Source organism: Streptomyces sp. NPDC104581 (genome assembly GCF_055583685.1).
The window spans coordinates 1-22,617 of the sequence record NZ_JBVJNN010000050.1 but is presented as its reverse complement, the minus strand read 5'-3'; the positions used below and the strand labels follow the sequence as shown (position 1 = coordinate 22,617).

At 70.3% G+C, this 22,617-nt stretch carries 21 protein-coding genes and 1 rRNA gene; 11 read left to right on the top strand and 11 right to left on the bottom strand.

The genetic code is table 11. The features are described from left to right. Positions 1–5 precede the first annotated feature (5 nt). Positions 6–782, top strand: coding sequence for a phosphate ABC transporter ATP-binding protein PstB (gene pstB, locus ACZ61E_RS28805; RefSeq protein ID WP_078076465.1), 777 nt, complete (start codon positions 6–8; stop codon positions 780–782). 147 nt (positions 783–929) lie between these two features. Here the strand turns inward: pstB and ACZ61E_RS28800 are convergent, their stop codons facing one another. Both ACZ61E_RS28800 and ACZ61E_RS28795 read right to left on the bottom strand, forming a co-directional pair. Beyond that, positions 930–1,928, bottom strand: a complete 999-nt coding sequence (locus ACZ61E_RS28800) for an inorganic phosphate transporter (protein WP_469702956.1) — start codon at positions 1,926–1,928, stop codon at positions 930–932. 5 nt (positions 1,929–1,933) lie between these two features. After that, a complete protein-coding gene (locus ACZ61E_RS28795) occupies positions 1,934–2,554 on the bottom strand; it encodes a DUF47 domain-containing protein (RefSeq protein WP_052582416.1) in 621 nt (206 codons plus the stop codon). Positions 2,555–2,765: 211 nt separating this feature from the next. Between ACZ61E_RS28795 and ACZ61E_RS28790 the strand changes: the two genes are divergently transcribed. Next, positions 2,766–3,155 (top strand): metal-sensitive transcriptional regulator, encoded by a 390-nt coding sequence (locus tag ACZ61E_RS28790; RefSeq protein WP_469702955.1) that lies wholly within the window; start codon positions 2,766–2,768, stop codon positions 3,153–3,155. 72 nt (positions 3,156–3,227) lie between these two features. Here ACZ61E_RS28790 and ACZ61E_RS28785 read toward each other — a convergent pair whose 3' ends face one another. Both ACZ61E_RS28785 and ACZ61E_RS28780 read right to left on the bottom strand, forming a co-directional pair. After that, complete coding sequence (locus tag ACZ61E_RS28785; RefSeq protein WP_469702977.1) at positions 3,228–3,404, bottom strand: hypothetical protein; 177 nt, start codon at positions 3,402–3,404, stop codon at positions 3,228–3,230. A gap of 105 nt (positions 3,405–3,509) precedes the next feature. Beyond that, positions 3,510–4,343, bottom strand: coding sequence for an SCO4651 family lipoprotein (locus ACZ61E_RS28780; protein WP_469702953.1), 834 nt, complete (start codon positions 4,341–4,343; stop codon positions 3,510–3,512). 446 nt (positions 4,344–4,789) lie between these two features. Between ACZ61E_RS28780 and ACZ61E_RS28775 the strand changes: the two genes are divergently transcribed. After that, positions 4,790–6,397 (top strand): FAD-binding oxidoreductase, encoded by a 1,608-nt coding sequence (locus ACZ61E_RS28775; protein ID WP_469702952.1) that lies wholly within the window; start codon positions 4,790–4,792, stop codon positions 6,395–6,397. 237 nt (positions 6,398–6,634) lie between these two features. Here the strand turns inward: ACZ61E_RS28775 and ACZ61E_RS28770 are convergent, their stop codons facing one another. The 5 genes from ACZ61E_RS28770 to ACZ61E_RS28750 all read right to left on the bottom strand — a co-directional run bounded on the left by ACZ61E_RS28770 (position 6,635) and on the right by ACZ61E_RS28750 (position 11,791). Then, the gene (locus tag ACZ61E_RS28770) at positions 6,635–7,360 is read right to left on the bottom strand and encodes a phosphatase PAP2 family protein (protein ID WP_469702951.1); all 726 of its coding nucleotides are present in this window, start codon (positions 7,358–7,360) and stop codon (positions 6,635–6,637) included. A gap of 326 nt (positions 7,361–7,686) precedes the next feature. Continuing rightward, positions 7,687–8,700, bottom strand: a complete 1,014-nt coding sequence (locus tag ACZ61E_RS28765; protein ID WP_469702975.1) for a C40 family peptidase — start codon at positions 8,698–8,700, stop codon at positions 7,687–7,689. Between the two features lie 168 nt (positions 8,701–8,868). Then, positions 8,869–9,198 (bottom strand): hypothetical protein, encoded by a 330-nt coding sequence (locus ACZ61E_RS28760; RefSeq protein ID WP_469702950.1) that lies wholly within the window; start codon positions 9,196–9,198, stop codon positions 8,869–8,871. 263 nt (positions 9,199–9,461) lie between these two features. Then, entirely contained in the window at positions 9,462–11,315 is a 1,854-nt protein-coding gene (locus ACZ61E_RS28755) for an alpha/beta hydrolase (protein ID WP_469702949.1), read from the bottom strand. Next, a complete protein-coding gene (locus ACZ61E_RS28750) occupies positions 11,312–11,791 on the bottom strand; it encodes a hypothetical protein (protein WP_469702947.1) in 480 nt (159 codons plus the stop codon). The genes ACZ61E_RS28755 and ACZ61E_RS28750 overlap by 4 nt, the downstream gene beginning before the upstream one ends. 502 nt (positions 11,792–12,293) lie before the next feature. Here ACZ61E_RS28750 and ACZ61E_RS28745 point away from each other — a divergent pair. The 6 genes from ACZ61E_RS28745 (at position 12,294) to ACZ61E_RS28720 (ending at position 19,719) form a co-directional block, all read left to right on the top strand. Beyond that, positions 12,294–12,602: a membrane protein gene (locus tag ACZ61E_RS28745; RefSeq protein ID WP_023540597.1), complete on the top strand. Its 309-nt coding sequence runs from the start codon at positions 12,294–12,296 to the stop codon at positions 12,600–12,602. Positions 12,603–12,843: 241 nt separating this feature from the next. Continuing rightward, positions 12,844–13,707, top strand: coding sequence for a hypothetical protein (locus tag ACZ61E_RS28740; protein WP_469702945.1), 864 nt, complete (start codon positions 12,844–12,846; stop codon positions 13,705–13,707). Then, positions 13,697–15,052, top strand: coding sequence for a hypothetical protein (locus ACZ61E_RS28735; RefSeq protein WP_469702944.1), 1,356 nt, complete (start codon positions 13,697–13,699; stop codon positions 15,050–15,052). Before ACZ61E_RS28740 ends, ACZ61E_RS28735 begins: the two co-directional genes overlap by 11 nt. After that, a complete protein-coding gene (locus tag ACZ61E_RS28730; protein WP_469702943.1) occupies positions 15,049–16,617 on the top strand; it encodes an SCO6880 family protein in 1,569 nt (522 codons plus the stop codon). Before ACZ61E_RS28735 ends, ACZ61E_RS28730 begins: the two co-directional genes overlap by 4 nt. 43 nt (positions 16,618–16,660) lie before the next feature. Next, positions 16,661–18,118 carry an ATP-binding protein gene (locus ACZ61E_RS28725; RefSeq protein ID WP_469702941.1) on the top strand — a complete coding sequence of 486 codons (1,458 nt, stop codon included), beginning with the start codon at positions 16,661–16,663 and terminating at the stop codon, positions 18,116–18,118. A 5-nt stretch (positions 18,119–18,123) separates the two neighbouring features. Beyond that, the gene (locus ACZ61E_RS28720) at positions 18,124–19,719 is read left to right on the top strand and encodes a type VI secretion protein (protein ID WP_469702939.1); all 1,596 of its coding nucleotides are present in this window, start codon (positions 18,124–18,126) and stop codon (positions 19,717–19,719) included. A gap of 39 nt (positions 19,720–19,758) precedes the next feature. On the opposite strand, the gene ACZ61E_RS28715 is transcribed toward ACZ61E_RS28720, so the two are convergent. Further along, on the bottom strand, positions 19,759–20,352 hold the full coding sequence (locus tag ACZ61E_RS28715) for a GNAT family N-acetyltransferase (protein ID WP_469702938.1): 594 nt from the start codon (positions 20,350–20,352) through the stop codon (positions 19,759–19,761). 166 nt (positions 20,353–20,518) lie between these two features. Here ACZ61E_RS28715 and ACZ61E_RS28710 point away from each other — a divergent pair, with 166 nt between their 5' ends. Both ACZ61E_RS28710 and ACZ61E_RS28705 read left to right on the top strand, forming a co-directional pair. After that, entirely contained in the window at positions 20,519–21,787 is a 1,269-nt protein-coding gene (locus ACZ61E_RS28710) for a sensor histidine kinase (protein WP_469702936.1), read from the top strand. Continuing rightward, positions 21,784–22,464 carry a response regulator gene (locus ACZ61E_RS28705; RefSeq protein ID WP_469702935.1) on the top strand — a complete coding sequence of 227 codons (681 nt, stop codon included), beginning with the start codon at positions 21,784–21,786 and terminating at the stop codon, positions 22,462–22,464. Before ACZ61E_RS28710 ends, ACZ61E_RS28705 begins: the two co-directional genes overlap by 4 nt. A gap of 61 nt (positions 22,465–22,525) precedes the next feature. On the opposite strand, the gene rrf is transcribed toward ACZ61E_RS28705, so the two are convergent. Next, positions 22,526–22,617: ribosomal RNA gene (gene rrf / locus ACZ61E_RS28700) — 5S ribosomal RNA — on the bottom strand; the annotation flags it as partial.

Sequence of the window (22,617 nt, the reverse complement as noted above, 5' to 3'; positions counted from 1 at the left end):
TGAAGATGGCCAAGCGAATCGACGTCAGCGGCCTGACCGCGTACTACGGCAACCACCGGGCGATCGACGACATCTCCATGACCGTCGAGCCCCGCTCCGTGACGGCCTTCATCGGCCCGTCCGGCTGCGGCAAGTCCACGTTCCTCCGCACCCTCAACCGCATGCACGAGGTCACGCCCGGTGGCCGCGTCGAGGGCAAGGTCCTGCTGGACGACGAGAACCTGTACGGCGCCAACGTCGACCCGGTCGCGGTGCGCCGCACGGTCGGCATGGTCTTCCAGCGGCCCAACCCGTTCCCGACCATGTCGATCTTCGACAACGTCGCGGCCGGCCTGCGGCTCAACGGCAAGTACCGCAAGAACGAGCTGGCGGACGTCGTCGAGAAGTCCCTCAAGGGCGCCAACCTCTGGAACGAGGTCAAGGACCGTCTGAACAAGCCCGGTTCCGGCCTCTCCGGCGGCCAGCAGCAGCGTCTGTGCATCGCCCGCGCGATCGCGGTGCAGCCGGACGTCCTGCTGATGGACGAGCCGTGCTCGGCGCTCGACCCGATCTCCACGCTCGCGATCGAGGACCTGATCGGCCAGCTCAAGGAGCGCTTCACGATCGTCATCGTGACGCACAACATGCAGCAGGCGGCGCGGGTCTCGGACCGTACGGCGTTCTTCAACCTGTCGGCCGTGGGCCAGCCCGGCAAGCTCATCGAAATAGACGAGACGGAGCGGATCTTCGCCAACCCGTCCGTGCAGGCGACCGAGGACTACATCTCGGGCCGCTTCGGATAGGCCCCGGCGCCCCAAGCCGTCCTGCGGTGCTGCATGGCGGTGCCACCGCAAGGCGAAGGGCCCGCCCCCTCTCCCAGGGGGCGGGCCCACTCCTGTGTCCGTGCATGTGCGTGTCCGACGATCCGCGGGGCTGCGGGGCTGCAGGGCTCAGCCGAACGCCAGGTTCACAATCCAGAAGCTGATCGCCGCGACGAGGGCCGCCGCAGGCATCGTGATGAACCAGCCCAGGATGATGTTCTTCGCCACACCCCACCGCACCGCGTTCACCCGCTTCGTCGCACCGACGCCCATGATCGCCGAGGTGATGACGTGCGTCGTCGAGATCGGCGCGTGGAAGATGAACGCCGAGCCGAACATGATCGAGGCGCCCGTCGTCTCCGCCGCGAACCCCTGCGGCGGGTCCAGCTCGATGATCTTGCGGCCCAGCGTACGCATGATGCGCCAGCCGCCCGCGTACGTACCGAGCGAGAGCATCACCGCACAGGCGATCTTCACCCAGATCGGGATCTCGTCGCCCTGACCCTCGACATCGGCGATGACCAGCGCCATCACCACGATGCCCATCGTCTTCTGCGCGTCCTGGAGCCCGTGCCCGAGCGCCATGCCGGCCGCCGAGACCGTCTGCGCGATACGGAATCCGCGCTTGGCCTTGTGCGGGTTGGAGTGCCGGAACATCCACATGATCCCGACCATCACCAGATAGCCGATGACCAGGCCGACGATCGGCGACAGGAACATCGGGATGACGATCTTCTCCAGCACCCCGGTCCAGATCACCTCGGTCCCGCCGGCGAGCGCCGCGCCCACCATGCCGCCGAAGAGCGCGTGCGACGACGAGGACGGCAGACCGTAGTACCAGGTGATCAGGTTCCAGACGATCGCCCCGACGAGCGCGGCGAAGAGGATCCCCATCCCTCGCTGCCCGTGCGGCGTGGCGATCAGCCCCTCACTGACGGTCTTGGCGACGCCTTGGCCGAGAAACGCCCCCGCGAGATTCATCACAGCGGCCATCGCCAGCGCGGCGCGGGGCGTCAGCGCCCGCGTTGACACCGATGTCGCGATGGCGTTCGCGGAGTCGTGGAAGCCGTTGGTATAGGTGAAGCCGAGCGCGACTCCGATGGTCACGACCAGGGCAAAGGTGTCCACGTGGTTCAGGACTCCTTGACCGCGATCGTCTCCACCGTGTTCGCGACGTGCTCGAACGCGTCGGCGGCCTCCTCGAGCACATCCACGATCTGCTTGAGCTTCAGGACTTCCATGGCGTCGTACTTGCCGTTGAACAGCTGGGCGAGCAGCTTGCGGTGGATCTGGTCGGCCTGGTTCTCCAGGCGGTTGACCTCGATCCAGTACTCGGTGAGGTTGTCCATCGTGCGCAGGTGCGGCATCGCCTCGGCGGTCAGCTCCGCCGCCCGCGCCAGCACCTCGATCTGCTGCTCGACGCCCTTGGGCAGCTCCTCGACCTGGTAGAGGACGACCAGATCGACGGCCTCCTCCATGAAGTCCATGATGTCGTCGAGGGACGAGGCGAGGTTGTAGATGTCCTCGCGGTCGAACGGCGTGATGAACGAGGAGTTCAGCTGGTGGAAGATCGCGTGCGTGGCATCGTCCCCCGCGTGCTCCGCCGCGCGCATCCGTTCCGCGATCTCGGCTCTGGCGGAGGAATCCGCTCCGAGCAGTTCCATGAGGAGCTTGGAGCCCGTGACGATGTTGTCCGCTGACGCGGCGAACATGTCGTAGAAGCTCGTCTCCCTGGGGGTCAGACGAAAGCGCACGGGGGATCCTCGGTTTACATCGGGTTCGGTCAGGCTGATGCTAAGCGCATCATCCGGCCACGGCTAACCGGCGTCCATCAGTGTGCTGCATGGGACACGACGATCATGACGTGCCCCTGCCCCTACGCGCGCGACTGGGTATCATATACCTACCTGGGGTATTTACTACCCTTTCGGACATCCATCATGAACACCCCACCAGGAGGACGCCATGACGACCACCGAGGCGGCCGGCGCCGCGACCGGCGACGCGACCTCCGGCCCGGCCACGGCGCCCACCACCGTCGGCGACGAGATCATCACCGATCACGACCGCGGTGTGCACGGCTACCACAAGCAGAAGGACGAGCACCTCAAGCGGCTGCGCCGGATCGAGGGCCAGATCCGCGGACTCCAGCGGCTCGTCGACGAGGACGTCTACTGCATCGACATACTCACGCAGGTCTCGGCCTCCACCAAGGCTCTCCAGTCCTTCGCGCTCCAACTGCTGGAGGAGCACCTGCGGCACTGCGTCGCGGACGCGGCGGTCAAGGGCGGCGACGAGATCGACGACAAGGTGCAGGAAGCGACAAAGGCGATCGCGCGCCTGCTGCGTACCTGACGGAAGCACGGACCGGCGGGCGCGCGGTGCGCGGGCGGCCGATCCGGCACGGGCTCGCAATCGGGCTCGGGCTCAGCGGCAGGACGATCTCTCGCCGCGCTCCACGCCCACCTTCAGCACTTCGTCGATACGGTCCGGGCTGAGCCTCTCCCCGTCCGCGGCCGACGCCGCGATCATCAGCTCTCCGCAGAGTTCGATCTCGGCGAGGGCCACGTGGTCCTGGACGGCCGGCATGCCCAACAGAGCCACGTGCGTTCACCTCTTCCTGCCGGTGTCGTCTTCCTGACGGTGTCGACTGCCGGCTTCCCAGGGTAAGGAGGGTGAGACATGGCGCGCATGGCACGTCCGGACCATTTACACCTTGATCTTCCCGGTGAAGATCTGGTCCTTCGGGGGGAGCCGCACGCCGACGGCGGTCCCGAACTCGTACAGCAGGGTGGTCGAGGCGACGGCGACCGTACGCCCTTGATTCGGGTAGCTGAACTGGTGCCTGACCTTGCGGAGCCGCCCCTCCTCGTCCAGATAGGCATCGAACGGCACGACGTCGTCCGCGAACCCCCGCGCCGCCGCCGCCAGCGCCTCGCGCGCGTAAGGCGCCGCCTGTTTCGCCGCCCGCCCGATGTCGGTGACGCCCCGGTAGTGCGAGACGCGCACCCCGGCCAGCTCCTGCTCCCCGATGTAGGCCACGTCCTCGGCCGCGCGCAGCAGTTCGGCGGCGGTCAGCGGATCGGTCGCGCCGCCGGTGACCAGATTGCCGTCCGCGAGGGTGGTCGAGTCGAGCATCACCCACTTGTCCTCGGGGACCCCGGCGCCCCGGTTCTTCATGTACAGGGTCGACGGCGCGAGCAGCTCCGCGATCGGCCGGTGCTCGTCCGCGCCGGCCGGGTCCTTCGGCAGTACGACGGAGAGCCGCCCCATCCGCTTCCGGAAGTCGTAACCGCCCTCGCCCCTGATGGTGACGCGCGTCCCGCCGGTCGCCATCACCAGCGAGGTCCGGGTCTTGGAGCTGCCCGCCTCGGCCAGTACGTCCGCGGCCCCGCGGACCGCCGCGGGATCGCCGAGGGGCCGGTCGTCGGCGGCGGCGCCCTCGCTGCCGCCACAACCCGTGCTCGTGGCCACGACTCCCGCCGCCGTCACGGCGGCGGCGACCATCGCCACGCCCCTGCGTCTGTGTTGCCGCACCACCATCGCCTGCCAACCCCCAACACCCTGCCGTTGCCTGTCCGAGAGCCCGCCCTCTTCCCCTAACGACGTCCCGCGCGCGTCGTCACGCACCACCCCTGCCGACGGGCGAACGCGCGAGTACGGTGGGAAGGTGCGCGACCAAGAGACCTCGGACCCGCCCACCGCCCCCCACGACCCCCGCGACTCCCTCTCTCCCCCCATTCCCCCCACTGCTCCGCCGGCTCCCACCACTCCTCCCGCTCCCCCTGCTCGCTCCGCCCCTGCGGCTCGCCATCTCGCGTCGACCTTCGAGCGCGGCTCGTTCTCGCTGGCGCGGTGCACCTGCGGCTGGTCGGGACCCGCCCGACGCTCCCGTGACCGGGCGAGGACGGACGCCGCGTCCCATCAGGCGGCAGACTGACGTCCACAGGCGTCGTCCGACGTCGCCGACGCGGGAGGGGGCGGGGCCGATGGAACGGCGCAGACTGCTGGCCGGCGCGCTGGCCGTGACCACGGCGGGCGCGGCGAACGCGTGCACCGGCGGGGGCGGTGACACCGGCGGTGACGGAAAGGGGAGCGGGCCCCCGGGCTCCTCCGCGGACAAGTCGCCTCCCCCACACGGCAGCCCGTCCGCCCCTCCCTCCGGTGCGGCGGACTGGGGCGCGCTCGCCTCGGGCCTGGACGGTGGACTCGTACGGCCCGGGGACAGCGAGTACGCCACCGCCCGCCAGCTCTACAACACGCGCTTCGACGAGCTGAGACCGGCGGCCGTCGCGTACGTCGCCGGCGAGGACGACATCAGGGAGTGCCTGGCCTTCGCCAGGAGACACGGCACCCCCGTCTCGATCCGCAACGGCGGCCACTCCTACGCGGGCTGGTCCAGCGGCGACGGCCGCCTCGTCATCGACGTCTCCTCGCTCGACGGCGTCGGCGACGCGGCCTCGGACGGCGTGATCGGCGCGGGCGCCAAGCTCGTCGACGTCTACGGAGCGCTCTCCCCGAAGGGCCTTACGGTCCCCGGCGGTTCCTGTGCCACCGTCGGCATCTCCGGACTCACCCTCGGCGGCGGTCACGGGGTCGTCTCCCGCGCGTACGGTCTGACCTGCGACAGCCTCACCTCGGCGACCGTCGTCACGGCGGACGGCAAGGTGCTCACCGCGGACGCCGAGCGGAACAAGGACCTCTTCTGGGCCCTGCGGGGCGCGGGCAACGGCAACTTCGGCGTCGTCACCGAACTCCGGTTCCGTACCCACCCCGTCTCCAACGGCGTCACGGCGAACCTCAACTGGCCGTGGTCCAGAGCCCGTTCACTGCTCGCGGCCTGGCAGGAGTGGGGTCCCGACCAGCCGGACGAGATCTGGTCCTCGTTCCACGCCGCGGTCGGCGCGGGCGGCGGCGCCGACCCGACGGTCTCGGTCTCCGCGTTCACACTCGGCACCGAGAGCGACCTCGAGAACGCCGTCGACCGGCTCGCGGACCGCGTCGGCGCCTCGGCGAGCCTCGTCTCACTGCGACCGGGCAGCTACCAGGAGGCGATGCGCGCGTTCGCCGGCTGCGCCGGGCTGAGCGACGACCGGTGCCGGCTGCCCGGCACGACGCCCGGCCGCGGGAAGAACGGCGCGCTCCAGCGCGAGACGTACGCCGCGACCTCGGACTTCTTCGACCGGTCGCTGCCCTCGGCGGGAATCGGCACCCTGCTGTCCGCCGTGGCGGACTTCAGCCGGATCCCGGTGGCCGACGGCGCGGGATCGGGCACGATCACGCTGACCGCGCTCGGCGGCGCCACCAACCGCGTGGACCCACTCGCGACGGCCTTCGTGCACCGCGGCTCCCGGATGCTCGCGCAGTACGTGGCGTCCTGGCGCCCCGGCACGCCCGGCACCGAGCAGCGGGCCTGGCTGCGGAACAGCAGGGGCGGGCTGCGGAGACACGCGTCAGGGGCGGCGTACCAGAACTACACCGACCCCGCGCTCGCCGACTGGCGCACGGCGTACTACGGCCCGGCGGCGGGACGGCTGAAGGCCCTGAAGGCGCGCTACGACCCGGAGCGGATGTTCGACTTCCCCCAGGCGCTGTAAGGGCTGTCCCGTGATCCCCGGTGGATCACAGCGCGGCGTCGGATGCGGTGCGTCGCAAGGCGGAGGGCCGTCCTCGTACTGGGCGTATTCGGGCGATCCGACAACGCGGCGAGGCGCCGTAGCCGTCGTCGCGCGCACGCCGGGGATCACGGGACAGCCCTGAGGGAGACGCGCGGCCCGTCGCGGGGTGAGCGCTGCCCCGCTCCGCCCCGCCCCGCCCTGCCGCGCTCCGCCCGCCTACGCCGCGAGGTTGTTGTCGTCGGGCCTCGGCTCGGGGATGCCGAGCGGCCGGGTCCCCGGTGCCTCGGTGGCATCGGCCCGGTCCGCCTCACGCGCGGCACGCGACCGTACGAGCAGCCCCACCCGTCCCGAACGGCAGACCGCCGACACCAGGGGGGTGAGCAGCGCCCCGGCGAGCGGCGCGAGAAGCAGCACCACCGCCGTACCGAGGGCGAAGCCGCCGATCACATCGGTCGGGTAGTGCACGCCGAGGAAGACGCGGGAGAAGCCCTCGGCCAGCGCGAGCCCGATCGCGGCGAGGCCGAACCCGCGGTGTGCGACGAAGATGCCCGCGCCCAGCGCCATCGCCATCGTCGCGTGGTCGCTGACGAAGGAGAAGTCGGTCTTGCCGGCGACCAGGACATCGAGCCCTCTGTGGTCGACGAAGGGGCGCTCACGGCCCACGAACTCCCGGATCGGGATGTTGATCAGCAGCGCGACACCGGCGGCGAGCGGCGCCCAGAGGAGCCCGGCGACGGCGGCGACCGAGTCCTCGGCCGACCCGCGGCGCCGCACGCTCCACCAGCAGCAGAGCACGACGAGGACGAGGGCGAGCATGATCCCGTACTCGCCGGCGAACTCCATGCCGCGGTCGAGCCAGCCGGGGGACGACTTCGTCAGACCGTTGATGTCGTAGAGCAGGCTGACGTCGGGGTTCGACCCATCGATCGCGAGTCCAGCCATCTGCTGCGGCCCCTTGCCTTGTCGCCCACCACGACACGCCTGCGGGCGCGTCGCTTCCACCAACCCCCGTGGTGCATGCGGTCAGTGCTGCGCGATCAACGCCACAGCCCCAGTCCAGGGAACGGCCTGATCCCACTCCAGGTTCCAGTCTTCACCGGACGATCTCCAGGACGTTATCGAAGAGTGACACATCGTCCCAGCTCAGAGGGGTGAACGAACGGAGAATTCCGGCCATGCGCGCCCTCGCGGGGACCGGACTCCACCCTTCCGGACGTCAACCTTTCGCCGCCCTCACACTCCGTCGGACCGACGCCCCGTCAGCCTTTTCACCCGCCGGAGTTCCGCTCGGCGGGCAGATCGGTCGGCAGCGATTTCGCGCCGTCTTCGGTGACCCGCGTCGCACCGAAGTAGTCGGGCGTATCGATTTTGTCGAACCGGATCACGGCGCCGGTGTACGGAGCGTTGATCATGTACCCGCCACCGACATAGAGCCCGACGTGCCGGATGGCCCGTGAATTGGTGAGGTCGTCGGAGAAGAACACCAGGTCACCGGGCATCAACTCGTCGCGCGACGGATGCTCGCCCGCGTTGTACTGATCATTGGCCACCCGCGGCAGCTCGATCCCCACGGACCGGTAGGCGGCCTGCGTCAGCCCGGAACAGTCGAACCGCCCCTGCTGCTCTGGAGTCCCGTTGCCGCCCCACAGGTACTTCGTACCGAGCTTCTGCTGCGCGTAGTAGATGGCACTGGCGGCCTGCCGGGAGGGCTCGACCCGGCCGACGGGACGGGCGAAGCTCTGCTGGAGGGTGGTGATGACCTTCACGTAGTTCTGCGTCTCGCGGTACGGGGGGACGCCGCCGTACTTGATGACCGCGTACGCCCCCGCGTTGTACGCCGCGAGCATGTTCTTCGTCTGATCGCCCGGCACGTCGTCGACGTAGCCCGCGAGTTTGCAGTCGTACGTCGCCGCCGAAGGGATCGCGTCCTCCGGGTCCCAGACGTCGCGGTCGCCGTCCTTGTTCCCGTCGACACCGTGCGCCGCCCAGGTCCCCGGGATGAACTGCGCGATGCCCTGCGCCTGCGCCGGGCTCTCGACATTGGGGTCCCAGCCGCTCTCCTGGTACAACTGCGCGGCGAGCAGCGCGGGATTGATCGCGGGGCAGAGATTGCCCCACTCCTGGACCAGCCGCTGGTACTTCGCGGGCACCGCGCCCTTGGCGAGCGCGACCGCCCCGCCACCACCCGCGCCACCGGCGAGCCCGGCGGCGGCGGAGTACGTACCCACGACGAGCAGCGCGATGAAACCCAGGCTCACCCCGAGCCCGATCGCGCCGGCCACCCAGTACTTACGCACCCCTCAACCCTCCCCCATCCGGGACACCTTCACCGCCATTTTCCCGCCTGTCGTGTCGGCACTATCCGGACACACCAGCACGCGCGACGGCGACCCCCCTGGAACGACTGTGCCACAGGGACGACGGAGGGGTACTACGGAAGTGACGGCAACTCAGACGCGGGGCGGGGGCGCGGGGACGGACCAGAAGTCGTCGTGGACGTCGGGACGCTGGGGGTAACCACCCGCGCGCTGCGGGGTGTTCGGCGGGGTGGCGGGATCGGCGACGTCCGACTCTGCGAAGCAGGGGGTGGTGATGGAGAAGAAGAACTGACCTTCCCCGGCGACCGCGACGCTCATCCGGTAGCCCTCGGGAGTGGCCGCGTAGATGGCGGGCAGTTCCCGGTCCGTATCCACGCTGGTGATCTCGTAGCCTCGCGACTTCCAGTCGCGCTCCACAACACCGAGCAAACTGCCCCTACGGTGCTCCGAGACAATGGTCATGATCGCTACTCGGCGCCTCACAGACCCCGTACCGAGGGCGTCCTTCTTGAAGTCGGTGCAAGCCTTGTCGATGGATGGCCCATGGTTCCAGTGGAGTCTCGGCTCCACCGAATCGATTGTCTGCTGAACAATCGCATCCGCTCTCTCAGCAGCCTCCTGCATGTTCATACCCGATTGCTTCCCCTCCGGAGTGTTCGCGTCTGATGTGATTCCACATCCCGCCACCGCAATCAGCAGCAGGACGCAAACTGCACGTGCGCTTCTCATCGTGGCTCCTGCATGCTGATTCCCTGCCCTCTGCCCGCAACGATTTTGGCGACGTTGCGAGCCGACACCTCGTCGCGATCCGGATCGAAATAGTTGGTGTGCGCCTTCACACCCCCCAAATCCAGCACCGGTCTCGGCCCGTCCTCCACCCGGAACCTCCTCGCCCCGAAATCCTCGTGCGCCGGATCCGTGCCGAACCAGATCTCGCTCTTCTCCGTCTGCGCGTCCTGCGCGAAGTACGCCACCGCCGCCCCACCCGCCCCGCCGACCGCCGCGCCCACCGGGCCTCCCAGTACCGCTCCCGCCGAGGCGCCTCCCAGCGCGCCCATCCCCATGCCCTGGGCCTCGCCCTTCGCGGGCATCCGGGTCACCGGGTCGTTCTCCGCCGCGCCCACGTACACGTGTCCCTTCCCGACCCCCAGCTCGGCCGCGGAATCCGCGCCCGTCCCGGGACTGCCCACCAGCACGATGTCGTCCACGCCCGGAATGCCCCCGTCCCGCTGCGCGGCCTGGCCCACCGTGAGGGAGCCGTACGAATGGCCGACCGCCGTCAGGTGCGGGTTCTCGTGGTGGTTCGTGGCCGCGATTCCCGACATGAACTGGCCGTACGCCGACGCACCCGCCTCCGCGTTGTCCGTGAACATCACGTCCGTGTTCCCCGTGACGTCGTCCACCGAGAGCTGCGGCGCGTCATATCCCAGCCATACGATCGACGCCGTCGACGAGTCGTATTCGGCCGCACCGGCCCAGGTGTCCCTCGCCCTCTTCAAGTCGTTCTCCGCGAAATCCTCGTCAAGTCCCGTCCCCAGTCCCGGCACGTACGCCGACACATTCCTCGCCGTGTCCGGATTCCCGTACGAGACGACGGCGCGCCCGTTCCCCTCGTCCCCGATGCCCAGCAGGAACATCGGCGGATGACCGCCGGCCCGTAGTTGCTCGTCGATGGATCTCAGCCCCGCCAGCATCGTCCGCGACGCGTCGTCCTCGGCGCCCGCCAACTTGCCCATCAGGAGCGCCAGGTTGTCGCGGTTCGCCGCGTCGCGGACGGCGGCGGGGATGCCGTCCAGGTTGCCGATCGTGTCCGGGTGGACCGCGAGGTACTCCTCCCTCCGTTCCTCCGTCAGCCCCTGCCACCACGCCAGGCGCTCCGCGGGCGTCGCGTCGCGGGGGATCGCCGCACTGAGGTAGTCCGCCGTGAGCGCGCGTACCGCCGTGGCGTCCGCGCTCGCGTCCGCCCACATCGCCTCCGTGACCGTGAGGCCGTCCTCGGCGATCAGCTTCCGCAGTGCGCGCGTGTACCGCGCGTCGGTCTCCGCCGCCTCGCTCAGCGCGCGGGCGATCCGGTCCGCGATGTCCTGCGCCTTCGCCGCGAGGGGGTTCGGGCTGGTGAATCCCGACGACGACGGGGCGGTGAGCGGATACGCGCGGCCGGACGCCGTACCGCCCCGCAGCTTCTCCTTGGTGAGCGGGTCCTCCCCGGCATCGGGGTAGGTCACCGCCCCGTCGGCCCGCACCGTGAGTCTCAGGCCCGCCGCCTCGTCCAGCGCCTCCCGGAGCTGCCGCTGCGAGCCGCGCAGGTCCTGGGCGAGGCTGTTCAGCGTCGTACGGACCAGCCCGCACTCGGAGTGGATGTACTGGAAGTTGCGCCCCAGCGCCCGCAGCCGCCCGGCCGCCGCCCACGCCGCCTCGCCCTCCTGGGTCTCGGCCAGGCCCGTGAGGAGCTGCTTGTCGATGCGGTCGCGGGCCGCGTCCGCGCGGTTGCTCGCCCTGCCCCAGCCGTCGGCCGCGCCCTCCAGTTCGGCGCATCCCACGTCCCGTAACTGCGCCCAGGTGAGCCCGCCACCTCTCACCGGCCGGCCCTCGCGCCGCCCGTGACCGCCCCACCGACGGCTTCACCGGGCGCCCCACCGACCGCCCCGCCGTGCCCTCCGGCATCCGCGTCCGTTCCCGCGTCGACCCCCGCCAGGGTCGATCTGACCGCGGCGTCGTGCCCACCCTGCGTCCCGGCCACCGCGCGCAGCCGGCCCGCCAGGCTCCCGCACTCGTCGCGGGCTGCCTCGATGCGCCGTTCCCACGACGTACGTACGGTGCCCAGGACCGCGACGGCGCTGAACCCCGCACAGCGGTCGGCCACGCCCTCGTGCGCCGTTGCGAACTCCGCTTTCACGTAAGCCATCTGCGTACGCATCACCTCGGCCCCGCCCGCCGCCCGGGTCCACGGTCCGTCGCTGTGCCTCAGCCGCTCACCCGACACCGCGCCCGAAGTCCCCGGCTCAGGGCCCGCCTCGTCGGCCAACGCCCGCAAACCGCCCGAATAGCCCGCCATGGCATCCGCCCCTGTCCTCTGTTGTCCGGGATGTCGCGTGGCACTGTCCCAATCCGGGGCAGGGGGAGATACCGCACGGCGGGGAGGGCAGGAGGCGGGACACGGGGCAGCGGGAGGGCGGGAGCCCCGTCCCCCGTTGGTTCCGGCGCCCGCCGGCAACAGCGAGGCGGCCCGCGCAGGTTCACCCGTACGGTGGGCCCGGCTCCGGGCCGCGGGCGGCGCACGGATGGCGCACGGACGCAGAACCGAGGCGGGCGCAAGAGTGCACAACGCCAATCATTGCCCGGAGTCACCCTGCGTGATACACAGAGTGACCATACGCGTACTCGCATCCTCCGGTTCATGACGCAGGTCAGGGCGGTCGGATCGGTCAAACGTGCGGGGATCGGGTAAAGAGACCCGCCAAGTCGGCATACGAGGGCGGTTCCATCAGCGAAGATAGAAGGCGATCCGTGCCCGCCGGGCGCGGGCACCTAACAACCCAACAGGGGCGGTGAGTTGCATGGACGTGGAAGCCGAGAAGGGCGACATCAACACCATCATCGGTGGTATCGCTCCGAGCTGGGGACCCTTCGGGAACCTCGGCACCGAGGCTCGCGTCATTGTCCAGGTGGTGATGGCCGTAGCCATCCTGCTCTGTCTCGCCATCGCGATCTGGGGTGCCGCCAAGCAGCGCATCGGCGCGACCGCGCTGCGGGACACCTTCAGCGCGGAGCAGGGCAAGGGCCTGATCGTCGCCGGACTGACCGGCGTCTTCATCATCGGGTCGCTCGGCACGGTCTTCACGATCGTGTACGGGATGGCTGTTTAGCGTCACACCGGTCCGGTCCGCACCGGGTACGCCCGGCCCACCCTCAACACCATCCGTCCGTCGTGCCCATCCGCCGAGGTTGCGTCTCCCTGATGTCGAGTCACCACACCGCGCCCGCGCGGGAACCAGCACGGCTACCGTCGTGTCACGCGACACTGCCGGCGCTCGCGAGAGCGCTCACCCGGGCGCTGCCGCAAGCGGAACTGCACACGGTTGAAACGGTCGAGGGGGCGGACGCGGCATGAGCTTCGGCGATGAGCACGGCCACGGGAGCGACCCGGGCCGCAGGACGGACGGCGGCTTCGCCGGGATGGGCCAGACGCGGACGCGTCTGCCGGACGGCGGGAGCGGCGACGGGTACGGCGGCGCCCGCCGGCCCCAGCGCAGCTCGCGCTCGCTCGTCGCGGTGGTGGGTGTGGTGGTGCTGCTGATCGCGGCCATCGCGTTCGCGAACCGCGGGGGCGGCGACAACGACACGTCGGGAGCGGGCGGCGTCGGCGACAGAGCGGCGGGCTCGGAACCGACATCGGCGTCGGGGGTGAAGCCGGTGACGGGGAAGAACGGGGGGATTCCCTCGGGGTTCGCGAAGGACGAGCAGGGGGCGGAGAGCGCGGCGGCGAATTACGCGGTGGCGCTGGGCTCCGTCGGGATGTTCACCGCCGACTCCCGGCAGGACATCGTCCGCGCCACCCATGATCCCGCTGCCGTCGACGCGCTCCTCGGCCAGCTGGACGAGGCCTACTCCCCGGCTTTCCTCAAGAACGTCGGCCTCAATGACGACGGCAGCGCACCGAACGGCCAGACATTCGTCTCCAGGACGATGCCCGTCGGTACGAAGGTGACCGAGATGAACGGGGACACGGCCACCGCCGAGGTCTGGTGCACCGGTCTTGTGGGATTGGCCGGCGAAGGTTCCACGAAGCCTGTTACCGCCACCTGGTTCACCATCACAGAGAAGCTCAAGTGGGTCGGTGACGACTGGAAGATCGTGTCATCGGCGCAGTCCGAGGGCCCGACACCGGTCAACGGTGACAACCGAGCCTCCTCCGCCGACGAGATCGCCAAGGCTGTCGAGGGATACGGAGGCTTCACCTATGCGCGGTAATCGCCGCTTCGGCCTGTCCTCGCTCCTCGCCTCGGCGGCGAGTGCCTCCGCACTGGTCGTGATGTCGGCCACGCGCGCGTCCGCGGAGCCGTCGCCGAGTCCGAGCCCCAGCGAAAGTGACAATCCGTGCGATCTCATCGTCGGCCTCGCCAAGGACTACTGCGAAGACGGCGAAGCCGGCAGCAGCAGCCGTAACACCCCCAACGACCCCACCAGCGCCCTCGACCCCCTCACCTCGCTCGCCCGCGGCTGCGCCGACGCCGCCGCGTGGACCGTGGACACCCTCTCCAAGGCCGTGAAGGAGACCGCCACGGTCGACTTCACCAACACCGCCTTCCTCTCCCAGTACGCCGTCGTCTTCGCCGCCGCCACCGTCCTCACCCTCATCCTCTGGCTCCTCGCCGTCGCCAAGCGCGCCATCCGCGGCGTCCCTCTGACCACCGCCATCTCCGAGGCCATCGGGTTCCTCTGGCTGACCGTCCTCGCCTCCGCGTTCACGCCGCTCATCCTCTACACGCTCGTCTCCGCCACCGACGCCGTCACCGAGGTCATCGCCGGCGGGACCAGTGGGCAGACCGATGTGTTCTTCGGGACGTTCTCCGAGGCGCTGAAGAAGGACACCGAGATCGGCGGCGGGCCGATCATGCTCATCGTCGTGTCCCTCGTGACGATCCTCGCCGCCGGCATCCTCTATCTGGAGCTGTTCATCCGGGCGATCCTGCTCTACGTGGGCGCCCTCCTCGGCGTCGTCGTCTACTCCGGGCTCGTCGACAAGAACATGTGGGGCCACGTACGCCGCTGGGCCGGGCTCATGATCGCGGTCATCATGGTGAAACCCGTCATCGTCATCGTCCTCGGCCTCGCCGGCGCGCTCACCTCGTCCGACGACGGGCCCGACTCGTTCTCGGCCGTCGTCTCCGGCCTCGCCATCATCCTCCTCGCGATCTTCGCCTCGGCCATGATCTACCGCTTCGTCCCCGGCTTCGGCGACGAGATCGCCAGCGCCCGCAGCAACGCGAAGCTGTCCACCGACGGCGGCCGGGCCGCCGCCGTGATCAGTTCGCCCGCCGGTGTCGTCTCACAGGGCATCAAGACCCACAGCGGCCGGGGCGGCGGCGGCGAGAGCGGCGGCGGCGGTGCCAGGCCGTCCAACCCGGTCTCCGGCGGCGTCGCGGCCCACAGCAGCCGTCCCTCCTCGGGCGGCGGAGGAGGCGGCGGCAGCGTCCCCTCGCCCGCCCCCACGCCCCGCTCCAGCAGCCCCACCAGCGGCACCCCCCACAGCAGCCGCAGCAGCCTCGGCAATCGCGGAACCGGTAACAACAGCACAGGAGGTGGAGGGCGTTGACGACTCAGTCCCATCCGATCGCGCCCCGCCGCACGTATCTCATCGGCCGTGCCCGGCCGAACGCGATCGTCGGCAAGAACCGTGAGACCGGCGAGATCGCGCTGATCATCCTCGGCGCGTTCCTCGGCATGATGAGCGGGCTCATCGTCCCCGTCCTGTCCCTGCGGATCGTGACACTGCTCGGGTTCCCGCTCCTCGCGCTCGCCGCGGTGTACGTGCCGTACAAGCACCGCACCGTCTACAAGTGGTTCGAGATCAACCGCAGTTACAAGCGGACCCTGCGCAACGGCACCACCTACCGCTCCGCCGCCATGGAGTCCGGCACCGCCGCCGACGGCCGTGAGGTGGAGGTCGGCCCGCCGCCCGGTATCGGGCGGATCAACTGGCTGGCCGCGCCCTTCGGCCCGGACGAGATCGCCGTACTGCTCCACGCCGACCGCCGTACCGTCACCGCGGCCATCGAGATCGAGGGCCCCGGCGTCGGCCTGCGCGACAGCGAGGACCAGGAGGCCCTGGTCGACCGTTTCGGCACGCTCCTCAAGCACGTCGCCAACGGGGACGGTTTCGTCACCCGCCTCCAGATGCTCGCCCGTACGCTCCCCGCCGACCCCGACGCGCACGCCAAGGACGTCGCCCAGCGCGGCGACTCCGCGTCACCGGGCTGGCTCCAGGAGTCGTACGAACAGCTCCAGTCCATGGTCTCCACCTCCAGCGAGCAGCACCGCGCCTATCTCGTGGCCTGTATGCACTACACCCGCGAACTGGCCTCCGAGGGCCATGCCATGGCCCGCGCCGCCCGCCAGGCGGCCGGCGGCAAGGGTGCCCGGCGCCGCAGGCTCGACAAGGACGCCGGGCTCGCCGTCGTCATGGCCCGTGAACTCACCGACATCTGCGCCCGGCTCGCCGAGGCCGACATCCGGGTCCGGCAGCCGCTCGGGCAGGCCCGGCTGGCCTCCCTGGTGCACTCGATGTACGACCCGGACCACCCCATCGACCACATCCAGGCGATGACGAAACGAAACGCCTGGCCCGCCGAGCTGGACGCCGTGGAGCCCACCTACCTCCAGGCCAAGACCCGCGAGTCCTCCACCCGCGCCCCCTGGTGCCACTCCACGGCCTGGGTCAAGGAGTGGCCGATGACCCCGGTCGGCGTGAACTTCCTGGCCCCGCTGCTCGTCCACACGCCCGACGTGATCCGTACGGTCGCGGTCTGCATGGACCTGGAGCCGACCGAGGTCGCCATCGAGCGGATGCTGACGGAGAAGACGAACGACGAGGCCGACGCGAGCCGCGCCGCCAAGATGAACCGCACCGTCGACCCGCGCGACATCGCCGCTCACGGCCGCCTCGACCAGCGGGGTGAAGATCTCGCCAGCGGCGCGGCGGGGGTCAACATCGTCGGGTACATCACGGTGTCGTCCCGCTCGCCCGAGGCCCTGGCCAGGGACAAGCGGACGATCCGGGCGTCGGCCGGCAAGTCGTACCTGAAGCTGGAGTGGTGCGACCGCGAGCACCACCGGGCGTTCGTGAACACCCTGCCGTTCGCGACCGGCATCCGCCGATGACCGTCATCCAGAAGCCGACCGCCGTCGCTGATAGGGGCCTGTGATGCGAGATCCCATGTCCGCCTTCACGGACGCCTTCACCAGCTTCCTCTTCGGGAAGGTGGAGACCACCCGGCTGCCGGTCCGTACGTCCACCGGCCAGGCGCAGGCCGTCTACCTGCCCACCGCGGCCCCCGGCCTCGGCGACTCGGGCGTCATCATCGGCCGCGAGGTCTACAGCGGCAAGGGCTACATCTACGACCCCTTCCAGCTGTACGGGCAGCAGCTCCCCGCCCCCCACTGGCTGGTCCTCGGCGAGTCCGGCAACGGCAAGTCGGCGCTGGAGAAGACGTACGTCCTGCGGCAGTTGCGCTTCCGCGACCGCCAGGTCGTCGTCCTCGACGCCCAGGGCGAGGACGGCGCCGGCGAGTGGAACCTCATCGCGCAGGAGCTGGGTATAACCCCCATCCGGCTCGACCCGATGGCGGCCCTGGACGGCGGCATCAAGCTCAACCCGCTCGACCCGGCGATCACCACGACCGGCCAGCTCGCCCTGCTGCGCACGATCATCGAGGTCGCGATGGGGCACGGCCTGGACGAACGCTCCGGCTTCGCCCTCAAGGTCGCGCACGCCTACGTCCACGCCACGATCGTCGAGCGCCAGCCCGTCCTGATGGACATCGTGGAGCAACTGCGCCACCCGGAGCCCGAGTCGGCGGCGGCGATGAACGTGGACATAGACGACGTACGGGCCTGGGGCCTGGACGTCGCGCTCGTCCTGGACCGGCTCGTCGACGGTGACCTGCGCGGCATGTTCGACGGACCGACGACGGTCGGGATCGACCTCGACTCGCCGCTCATCGTCTTCGACCTGTCCCACATCGACCGCAACTCGATCGCGATGCCGATCCTGATGGCGATCGTCGGCGTGTGGCTGGAGCACACCTGGATCCGCCCCGACCGGAAGAAGCGCATCTTCCTGGTCGAGGAGGCCTGGCACATCATCAACTCCCCGTTCGTCGCGCAGCTCTTCCAGCGGCTCCTCAAGTTCGGCCGCCGGCTGGGGCTCTCGTTCGTGGCGGTCGTCCACCACCTCTCCGACGTGGTCGACGGCGCCGCCGCGAAGGAGGCCGCCGCCATCCTGAAGATGGCGTCGACCAGGACGATCTACGCGCAGAAGGCGGACGAGGCGCGGTCCACCGGCCAGGTGCTCGGGCTGCCGCGCTGGGCGGTCGAGATCATCCCGAGTCTGACGCCCGGTATCGCGGTGTGGGACGTCAACGGCAACGTCCAGGTGGTCAAACACCTGGTCACCGAGGCGGAACGGCCACTGGTCTTCACCGACCGCGCCATGACGGAGAACAGCCGGACGCCCGACGCCACCGACGCCCCGGACGCCGCCGGTGCCGTGAACGGCGGGATGCCCGACGACGTACGGGCCGCCGAGTGGGAGGCCGAACAGCGCGCGATCCTCATGGAACAGCAGCGGCTGGACACGTCCTCCGAGTCCACGGTGGCGTGAGGGGCATGGCGGCGGGAGGCGGTCCAGGACACGGACCCGGGTACGGACCCGGCCCGCAGCGCGGGATCCCGGACGGTCTGATCCTCGGCGTGCTCGGTTTCCTGCTCGGGATCACCCTGTTCGTGTGGACGGCGACGGGCCTCGCCGCGCTCTTCGCGCGCGGCTCGTGGCCGGACTCGGTGACCTTCACCCGTACGCCGTCGGCCATACGGCGGTTGGTCTCGGCGCCGCACGACCTGCCCGCGGCCTGGCCGGGCACCCCGGCGGGCGAACTCTCCGGATACGGGCTGTTCTGGGGCCTGTTCATCGGCGAGCTGATGGTGGCGGCCGTGCTGACGGTGTTCGTGCTGGGTGTGGTGGTCCGGTGGCGGGCGCTGCGTACGGTACGGCTCCGGGAGCGCGAGCACGTGCGGGAGCCCTCGCGGGACCAGGAGCGCACCAACGCGGGCGCGGGCGTGAACGGGGCTGCGGAGGCCGTTGCGGGCGCCGGTGCGGAGCGCGTACGGGACGCGCCGGCCCGCACGCCGGAGCCGACCCCCGCACCCGCACCCGCGCCCACGTCTCCGCCTGCTCAAGTCCCGCCCCCGGCCCCCGTCGAGCAGACGGTCGAACAGGCACCCGTCGCGGCCCCCACATCCGTCCCCCCACCCGTCCCCGCGCCCCGTACGGCCCCCTACGCCGACGTCCGGTACGGCGGCGACCCCCGCACCCGGCGCCCCGCCGCCGTACAGGCCATCCAGGACGCCGAGGGCCCCGCACTCGTCGTCACCTCCGACCCCACCCTCTGGGCCGAGACCAAGGACGCCCGCGCCAAACTCGGCCCCGTACTCGTCTACGACCCCGGCCACCTCTGCGACACCCCGGCCCGTCTCCACTGGTCCCCCACCTCGGGCTGCGAGGACGCCGACACCGCCGCCGAACGGGCCGGCGCGCTGCTCGCGCCCGTCCGACCGCCGGCCCGCCTCGACGCCGCGATGGCCGACACGGCACAGACCCTGCTCCGCTGCTGGCTGCACGCCGCGGCCGTGGACTCACGGCCGTTCAAGCAGGTGCACCGCTGGGCACAGGGCGGCAGCGCCCACGAGGCCGTACGGCTGCTGCGTACGCACCCCAAGGCCGCCTCCGGGCTCGCGGGTCTGCTGGAGTCCGCGCTCACGGCTTATCCCGAACGCCGGGACATCGCACAGCAGTTGACGGCCCGTGCGCTGACCTCCCTGTCGTCCGTCCATATCCGTGAGGCGTGCACACCGAATCGCGCCGACTCGCTCGCGTTGGATTCTTTTCGTGCCGAGGGGGGAACGCTCTACGTGGTGGGCGAGCCGATCGAAGATCCGCGCACCCGCCCGGGAGCGATGCCGCTGCTGACCGCTCTCGCCTCGAACGTGGTCGAGCACGGCCGCCGCATGGCCGCACGGTCATCCGCCGGTCGGCTCGACCCACCAATGTCCCTGGTCCTCGATGACGTGGCAGCGGTGGCGCCACTTCCCGCGCTGCCCGAGCTGCTGGCCGAGGGCGACGAGCACGGGATGCCCACGCTCGTCCTGCTGCGCTCGCGTGAGCAGGGCCGGGACCGCTGGCCGCACCAGGAACTGCCCGCCTGAACCGACGGTTTCGGCCGACTTGGTCCGCTCAAGCCCTGCTCAGTCCGGTGGCCGCGGCAACGCGAGCTCCAACTCCCGCGCGGAGGGCTCGTTGTCGACCGGGACGGTCTCCCCGGTCGGCTCGAAACCGAGCTTGGCGTACGCGGCGCGCGCACGCCCGTTCCGCTCGTCCACGTACAGCCGCACCCGCTCGACACGCGGCTCCTCCAGCGACCACGCCCAGGCGACGGCGACGTCGAACAGCCCCTTCAGCACACCGGTGCCCCGGTGCTCCGGGCGGACGTACACGGCGACGACGTGCACCTGGTCGCGGACGCTCGGACCACCGATGGCCGCGGCCGTACCCCGGGGCTCGACCAGTCCCACCACCGAACCGGCCCACCCACCGTCCGCCGCCTCGGCCACGAACTGCCGCACGGACGCACTCCCCGCCGACCGCTCGGTCCGCTCACGCCAGAAGGAGTCGGGGCGCCGAACGGCATCCTCGTACGTATCGAGGAAGGCGACCGGTGCGGCCGGATCCCGCAGGGCGTCGAGCCGGAACTCCCTGGCCTCGGCCCACTCGTCGGCGCGCACGGCACGCACGGCGCTTCCAAGAGGTACGGCGCGCTCCGCGCGATTCACCTGGTTCATCACGCGATCCTCCGCGCCGGACCCCGAGGACGACAAACGAGTTTCGTCGTACCGGGGTAGTACGCCCCCTCGGCGGTGCCCGTCCCCGGTCCGACGTCCCGGAGCCGCTCGCCGCCTACCGTCAAAGCCACCAGCAAGGGCGAGGTTCGGGGAAGAGAGGTCGGGGATGAGAGGGATGTACGACGGCGGCGCCGGGGGCGGCAACAGATCGCTCACCCACCTCATCAACCGCGCGGCCCAGCGGATCAGCGGGTTCGACGCGTCGCACCCGATCGTCTGGGACCTGCTGCTGACGGGATGCCTGTTGCTCGGGGGCACGGTCGACTTGGCCGGAGGCGGCTGGCGCTCGGTCGCGCCCAGCCCGGAAGCACCGATGTGGGCGGCGGCGGTCTGCACGGTGGGCTTCCCGCTGACCCTGGCATGCCGCCGTACGCGCCCCCTGGCCATGCTGCTCGCGTCCCTACCGCTCGCCCTGCTCCACGCCTGGTCGGGCGCCGGGCTCCAGATCGCCGCGTTCTGCCAGCTGATCGTCGTCTTCAACATCGCGCTGCGCCTGCCGATGCGCCAACTCGCCCTGAGCGCAGTACCGCTGGCCGTCCCCTTCCTCGCGGGAGCGGCCCGTTTCCACGAGGAGGACTGGGTCATCCCCGTCCAGTCGTCCCTGACGAGCTACGCGGTCGCGGCGATGCTGGGGATCGTGGTGCGTACGAGACAGGAGTACACGGCTTCCCTGAGAGAGCGGGCGAGACAGCTGGAGATCGAACGCGACCAGCAGGCCCAACTCGCCGCCGCCACCGAACGCACCAGGATCGCCCGCGAGATGCATGACATCCTCGGGCACAACCTCTCCGTGATCACCGGCCTCGCGGACGGCGGTTCGTACGCCGCGAAGAGGAACCCGCAGCGCGCAACCGAGGCCCTGGACGCGATCGCCACGACCAGCCGTCAAGCACTCACGGAACTGCGCCGGCTGCTCGGCATACTCCAGAACGATGCCCCGCACGACACCCCCGCCGAACTGACTCCACAGCCCGGCCTCGCCGAACTGGACCAACTCATCGACGGCGTACGGGCAGCGGGCCTGGCGGTAACGATCACGGTCACCGGCCACCTCGAAACCGCGCCGACGGGTCGCCAGCTCACGGTCTACCGCGTCGTCCAGGAAGCCCTCACGAACACCCTCAAGCACGGCGGCCCCGGCGCCACTGCGAGAGTCGCGCTCAGCCACACACCCGATTCCATCACCGCGGAGATCACCGACACCGGCGCACCGAGAGCGACGGCCTCATCCGGGCGGGGCGGACGCGGTATCACCGGCATGCGGGAGCGGACAGCCCTGTACGCGGGCACACTTGACGTCGGACCGCTGCCACCGCCCGACAGCGGCTGGCGGGTCCGCCTGCATCTGCCGAACGACGAGGACCACCTGCTGTGACCACCGTACTGATCGCCGACGACCAGCCCTTGCAGCGCCTGGGATTCCGGATGCTGCTGGAGAGCCAGGACGACATGTCCCTGGTGGGCGAGGCGGGCAGCGGTACCGAAGCCATCCGTCTGATCGACCGGCTGAACCCGGACGTGGTGCTGATGGATGTCCGTATGCCGGGTATCGACGGCATCGAGGCGACCCGCCGTGTCGTCGCCGCCGGCAGCCGTACGAGGGTGCTCATCCTGACCACCTTCGACCTGGACGAGTACGCGTTCGCGGGTCTCCGGGCGGGCGCCAGCGGCTTCCTCGTCAAGGACGCGCACCCGGAGAAGCTGTTGTCCGGCATCCGTGCTGTCGCGAGCGGCGACGCGGTGGTGGCACCGAGCCTCACCCGCCGGCTGCTGGACGCGTACGCGCATCGCCTCCCGACCACGGACAGACCCGAACGTGCGACGACGCCGAAGAAACCTCACCCCGGGATCGCACTGCTCACAGAACGGGAACGGGAAATCCTCACGGTGATCGGCCAGGGTTGGACGAACGCAGAGATCGCTTCCCGACTCCATCTCGCGGAATCGACGGTGAAGACCCACGTGGGCCGCGTTCTGGCGAAGACGGGCTCGCGCGACCGCGTCCAGGCCGTGATCCTGGCGTACGAGGCGAAGCTGGTCAGCCCGTCGTAGAAAAGGGTCCTGAACGCAGGAATGCCCCGCACCAACAGGTGCGGGGCATTCCCCAAAAATTGTTCGGCGGCGTCCTACTCTCCCACAGGGTCCCCCCTGCAGTACCATCGGCGCTGAAAGGCTTAGCTTCCGGGTTCGGAATGTAACCGGGCG

What these genes read in the sequence shown, in the direction of transcription:
- pstB (WP_078076465.1), top strand. Translation starts at nt 6, where the DNA reads ATGGCCAAGCGAATCGACGTCAGCGGCCTGACCGCGTACTACGGCAAC.
- ACZ61E_RS28790 (WP_469702955.1), top strand. Translation starts at nt 2,766, where the DNA reads ATGACGACCACCGAGGCGGCCGGCGCCGCGACCGGCGACGCGACCTCC.
- ACZ61E_RS28780 (WP_469702953.1), bottom strand. Translation starts at nt 4,343, where the DNA reads ATGGTGGTGCGGCAACACAGACGCAGGGGCGTGGCGATGGTCGCCGCC.
- ACZ61E_RS28775 (WP_469702952.1), top strand. Translation starts at nt 4,790, where the DNA reads ATGGAACGGCGCAGACTGCTGGCCGGCGCGCTGGCCGTGACCACGGCG.
- ACZ61E_RS28770 (WP_469702951.1), bottom strand. Translation starts at nt 7,360, where the DNA reads ATGGCTGGACTCGCGATCGATGGGTCGAACCCCGACGTCAGCCTGCTC.
- ACZ61E_RS28760 (WP_469702950.1), bottom strand. Translation starts at nt 9,198, where the DNA reads ATGACCATTGTCTCGGAGCACCGTAGGGGCAGTTTGCTCGGTGTTGTG.
- ACZ61E_RS28750 (WP_469702947.1), bottom strand. Translation starts at nt 11,791, where the DNA reads ATGGCGGGCTATTCGGGCGGTTTGCGGGCGTTGGCCGACGAGGCGGGC.
- ACZ61E_RS28745 (WP_023540597.1), top strand. Translation starts at nt 12,294, where the DNA reads ATGGACGTGGAAGCCGAGAAGGGCGACATCAACACCATCATCGGTGGT.
- ACZ61E_RS28740 (WP_469702945.1), top strand. Translation starts at nt 12,844, where the DNA reads ATGAGCTTCGGCGATGAGCACGGCCACGGGAGCGACCCGGGCCGCAGG.
- ACZ61E_RS28735 (WP_469702944.1), top strand. Translation starts at nt 13,697, where the DNA reads ATGCGCGGTAATCGCCGCTTCGGCCTGTCCTCGCTCCTCGCCTCGGCG.
- ACZ61E_RS28725 (WP_469702941.1), top strand. Translation starts at nt 16,661, where the DNA reads ATGCGAGATCCCATGTCCGCCTTCACGGACGCCTTCACCAGCTTCCTC.
- ACZ61E_RS28720 (WP_469702939.1), top strand. Translation starts at nt 18,124, where the DNA reads ATGGCGGCGGGAGGCGGTCCAGGACACGGACCCGGGTACGGACCCGGC.
- ACZ61E_RS28715 (WP_469702938.1), bottom strand. Translation starts at nt 20,352, where the DNA reads ATGAACCAGGTGAATCGCGCGGAGCGCGCCGTACCTCTTGGAAGCGCC.
- ACZ61E_RS28710 (WP_469702936.1), top strand. Translation starts at nt 20,519, where the DNA reads ATGAGAGGGATGTACGACGGCGGCGCCGGGGGCGGCAACAGATCGCTC.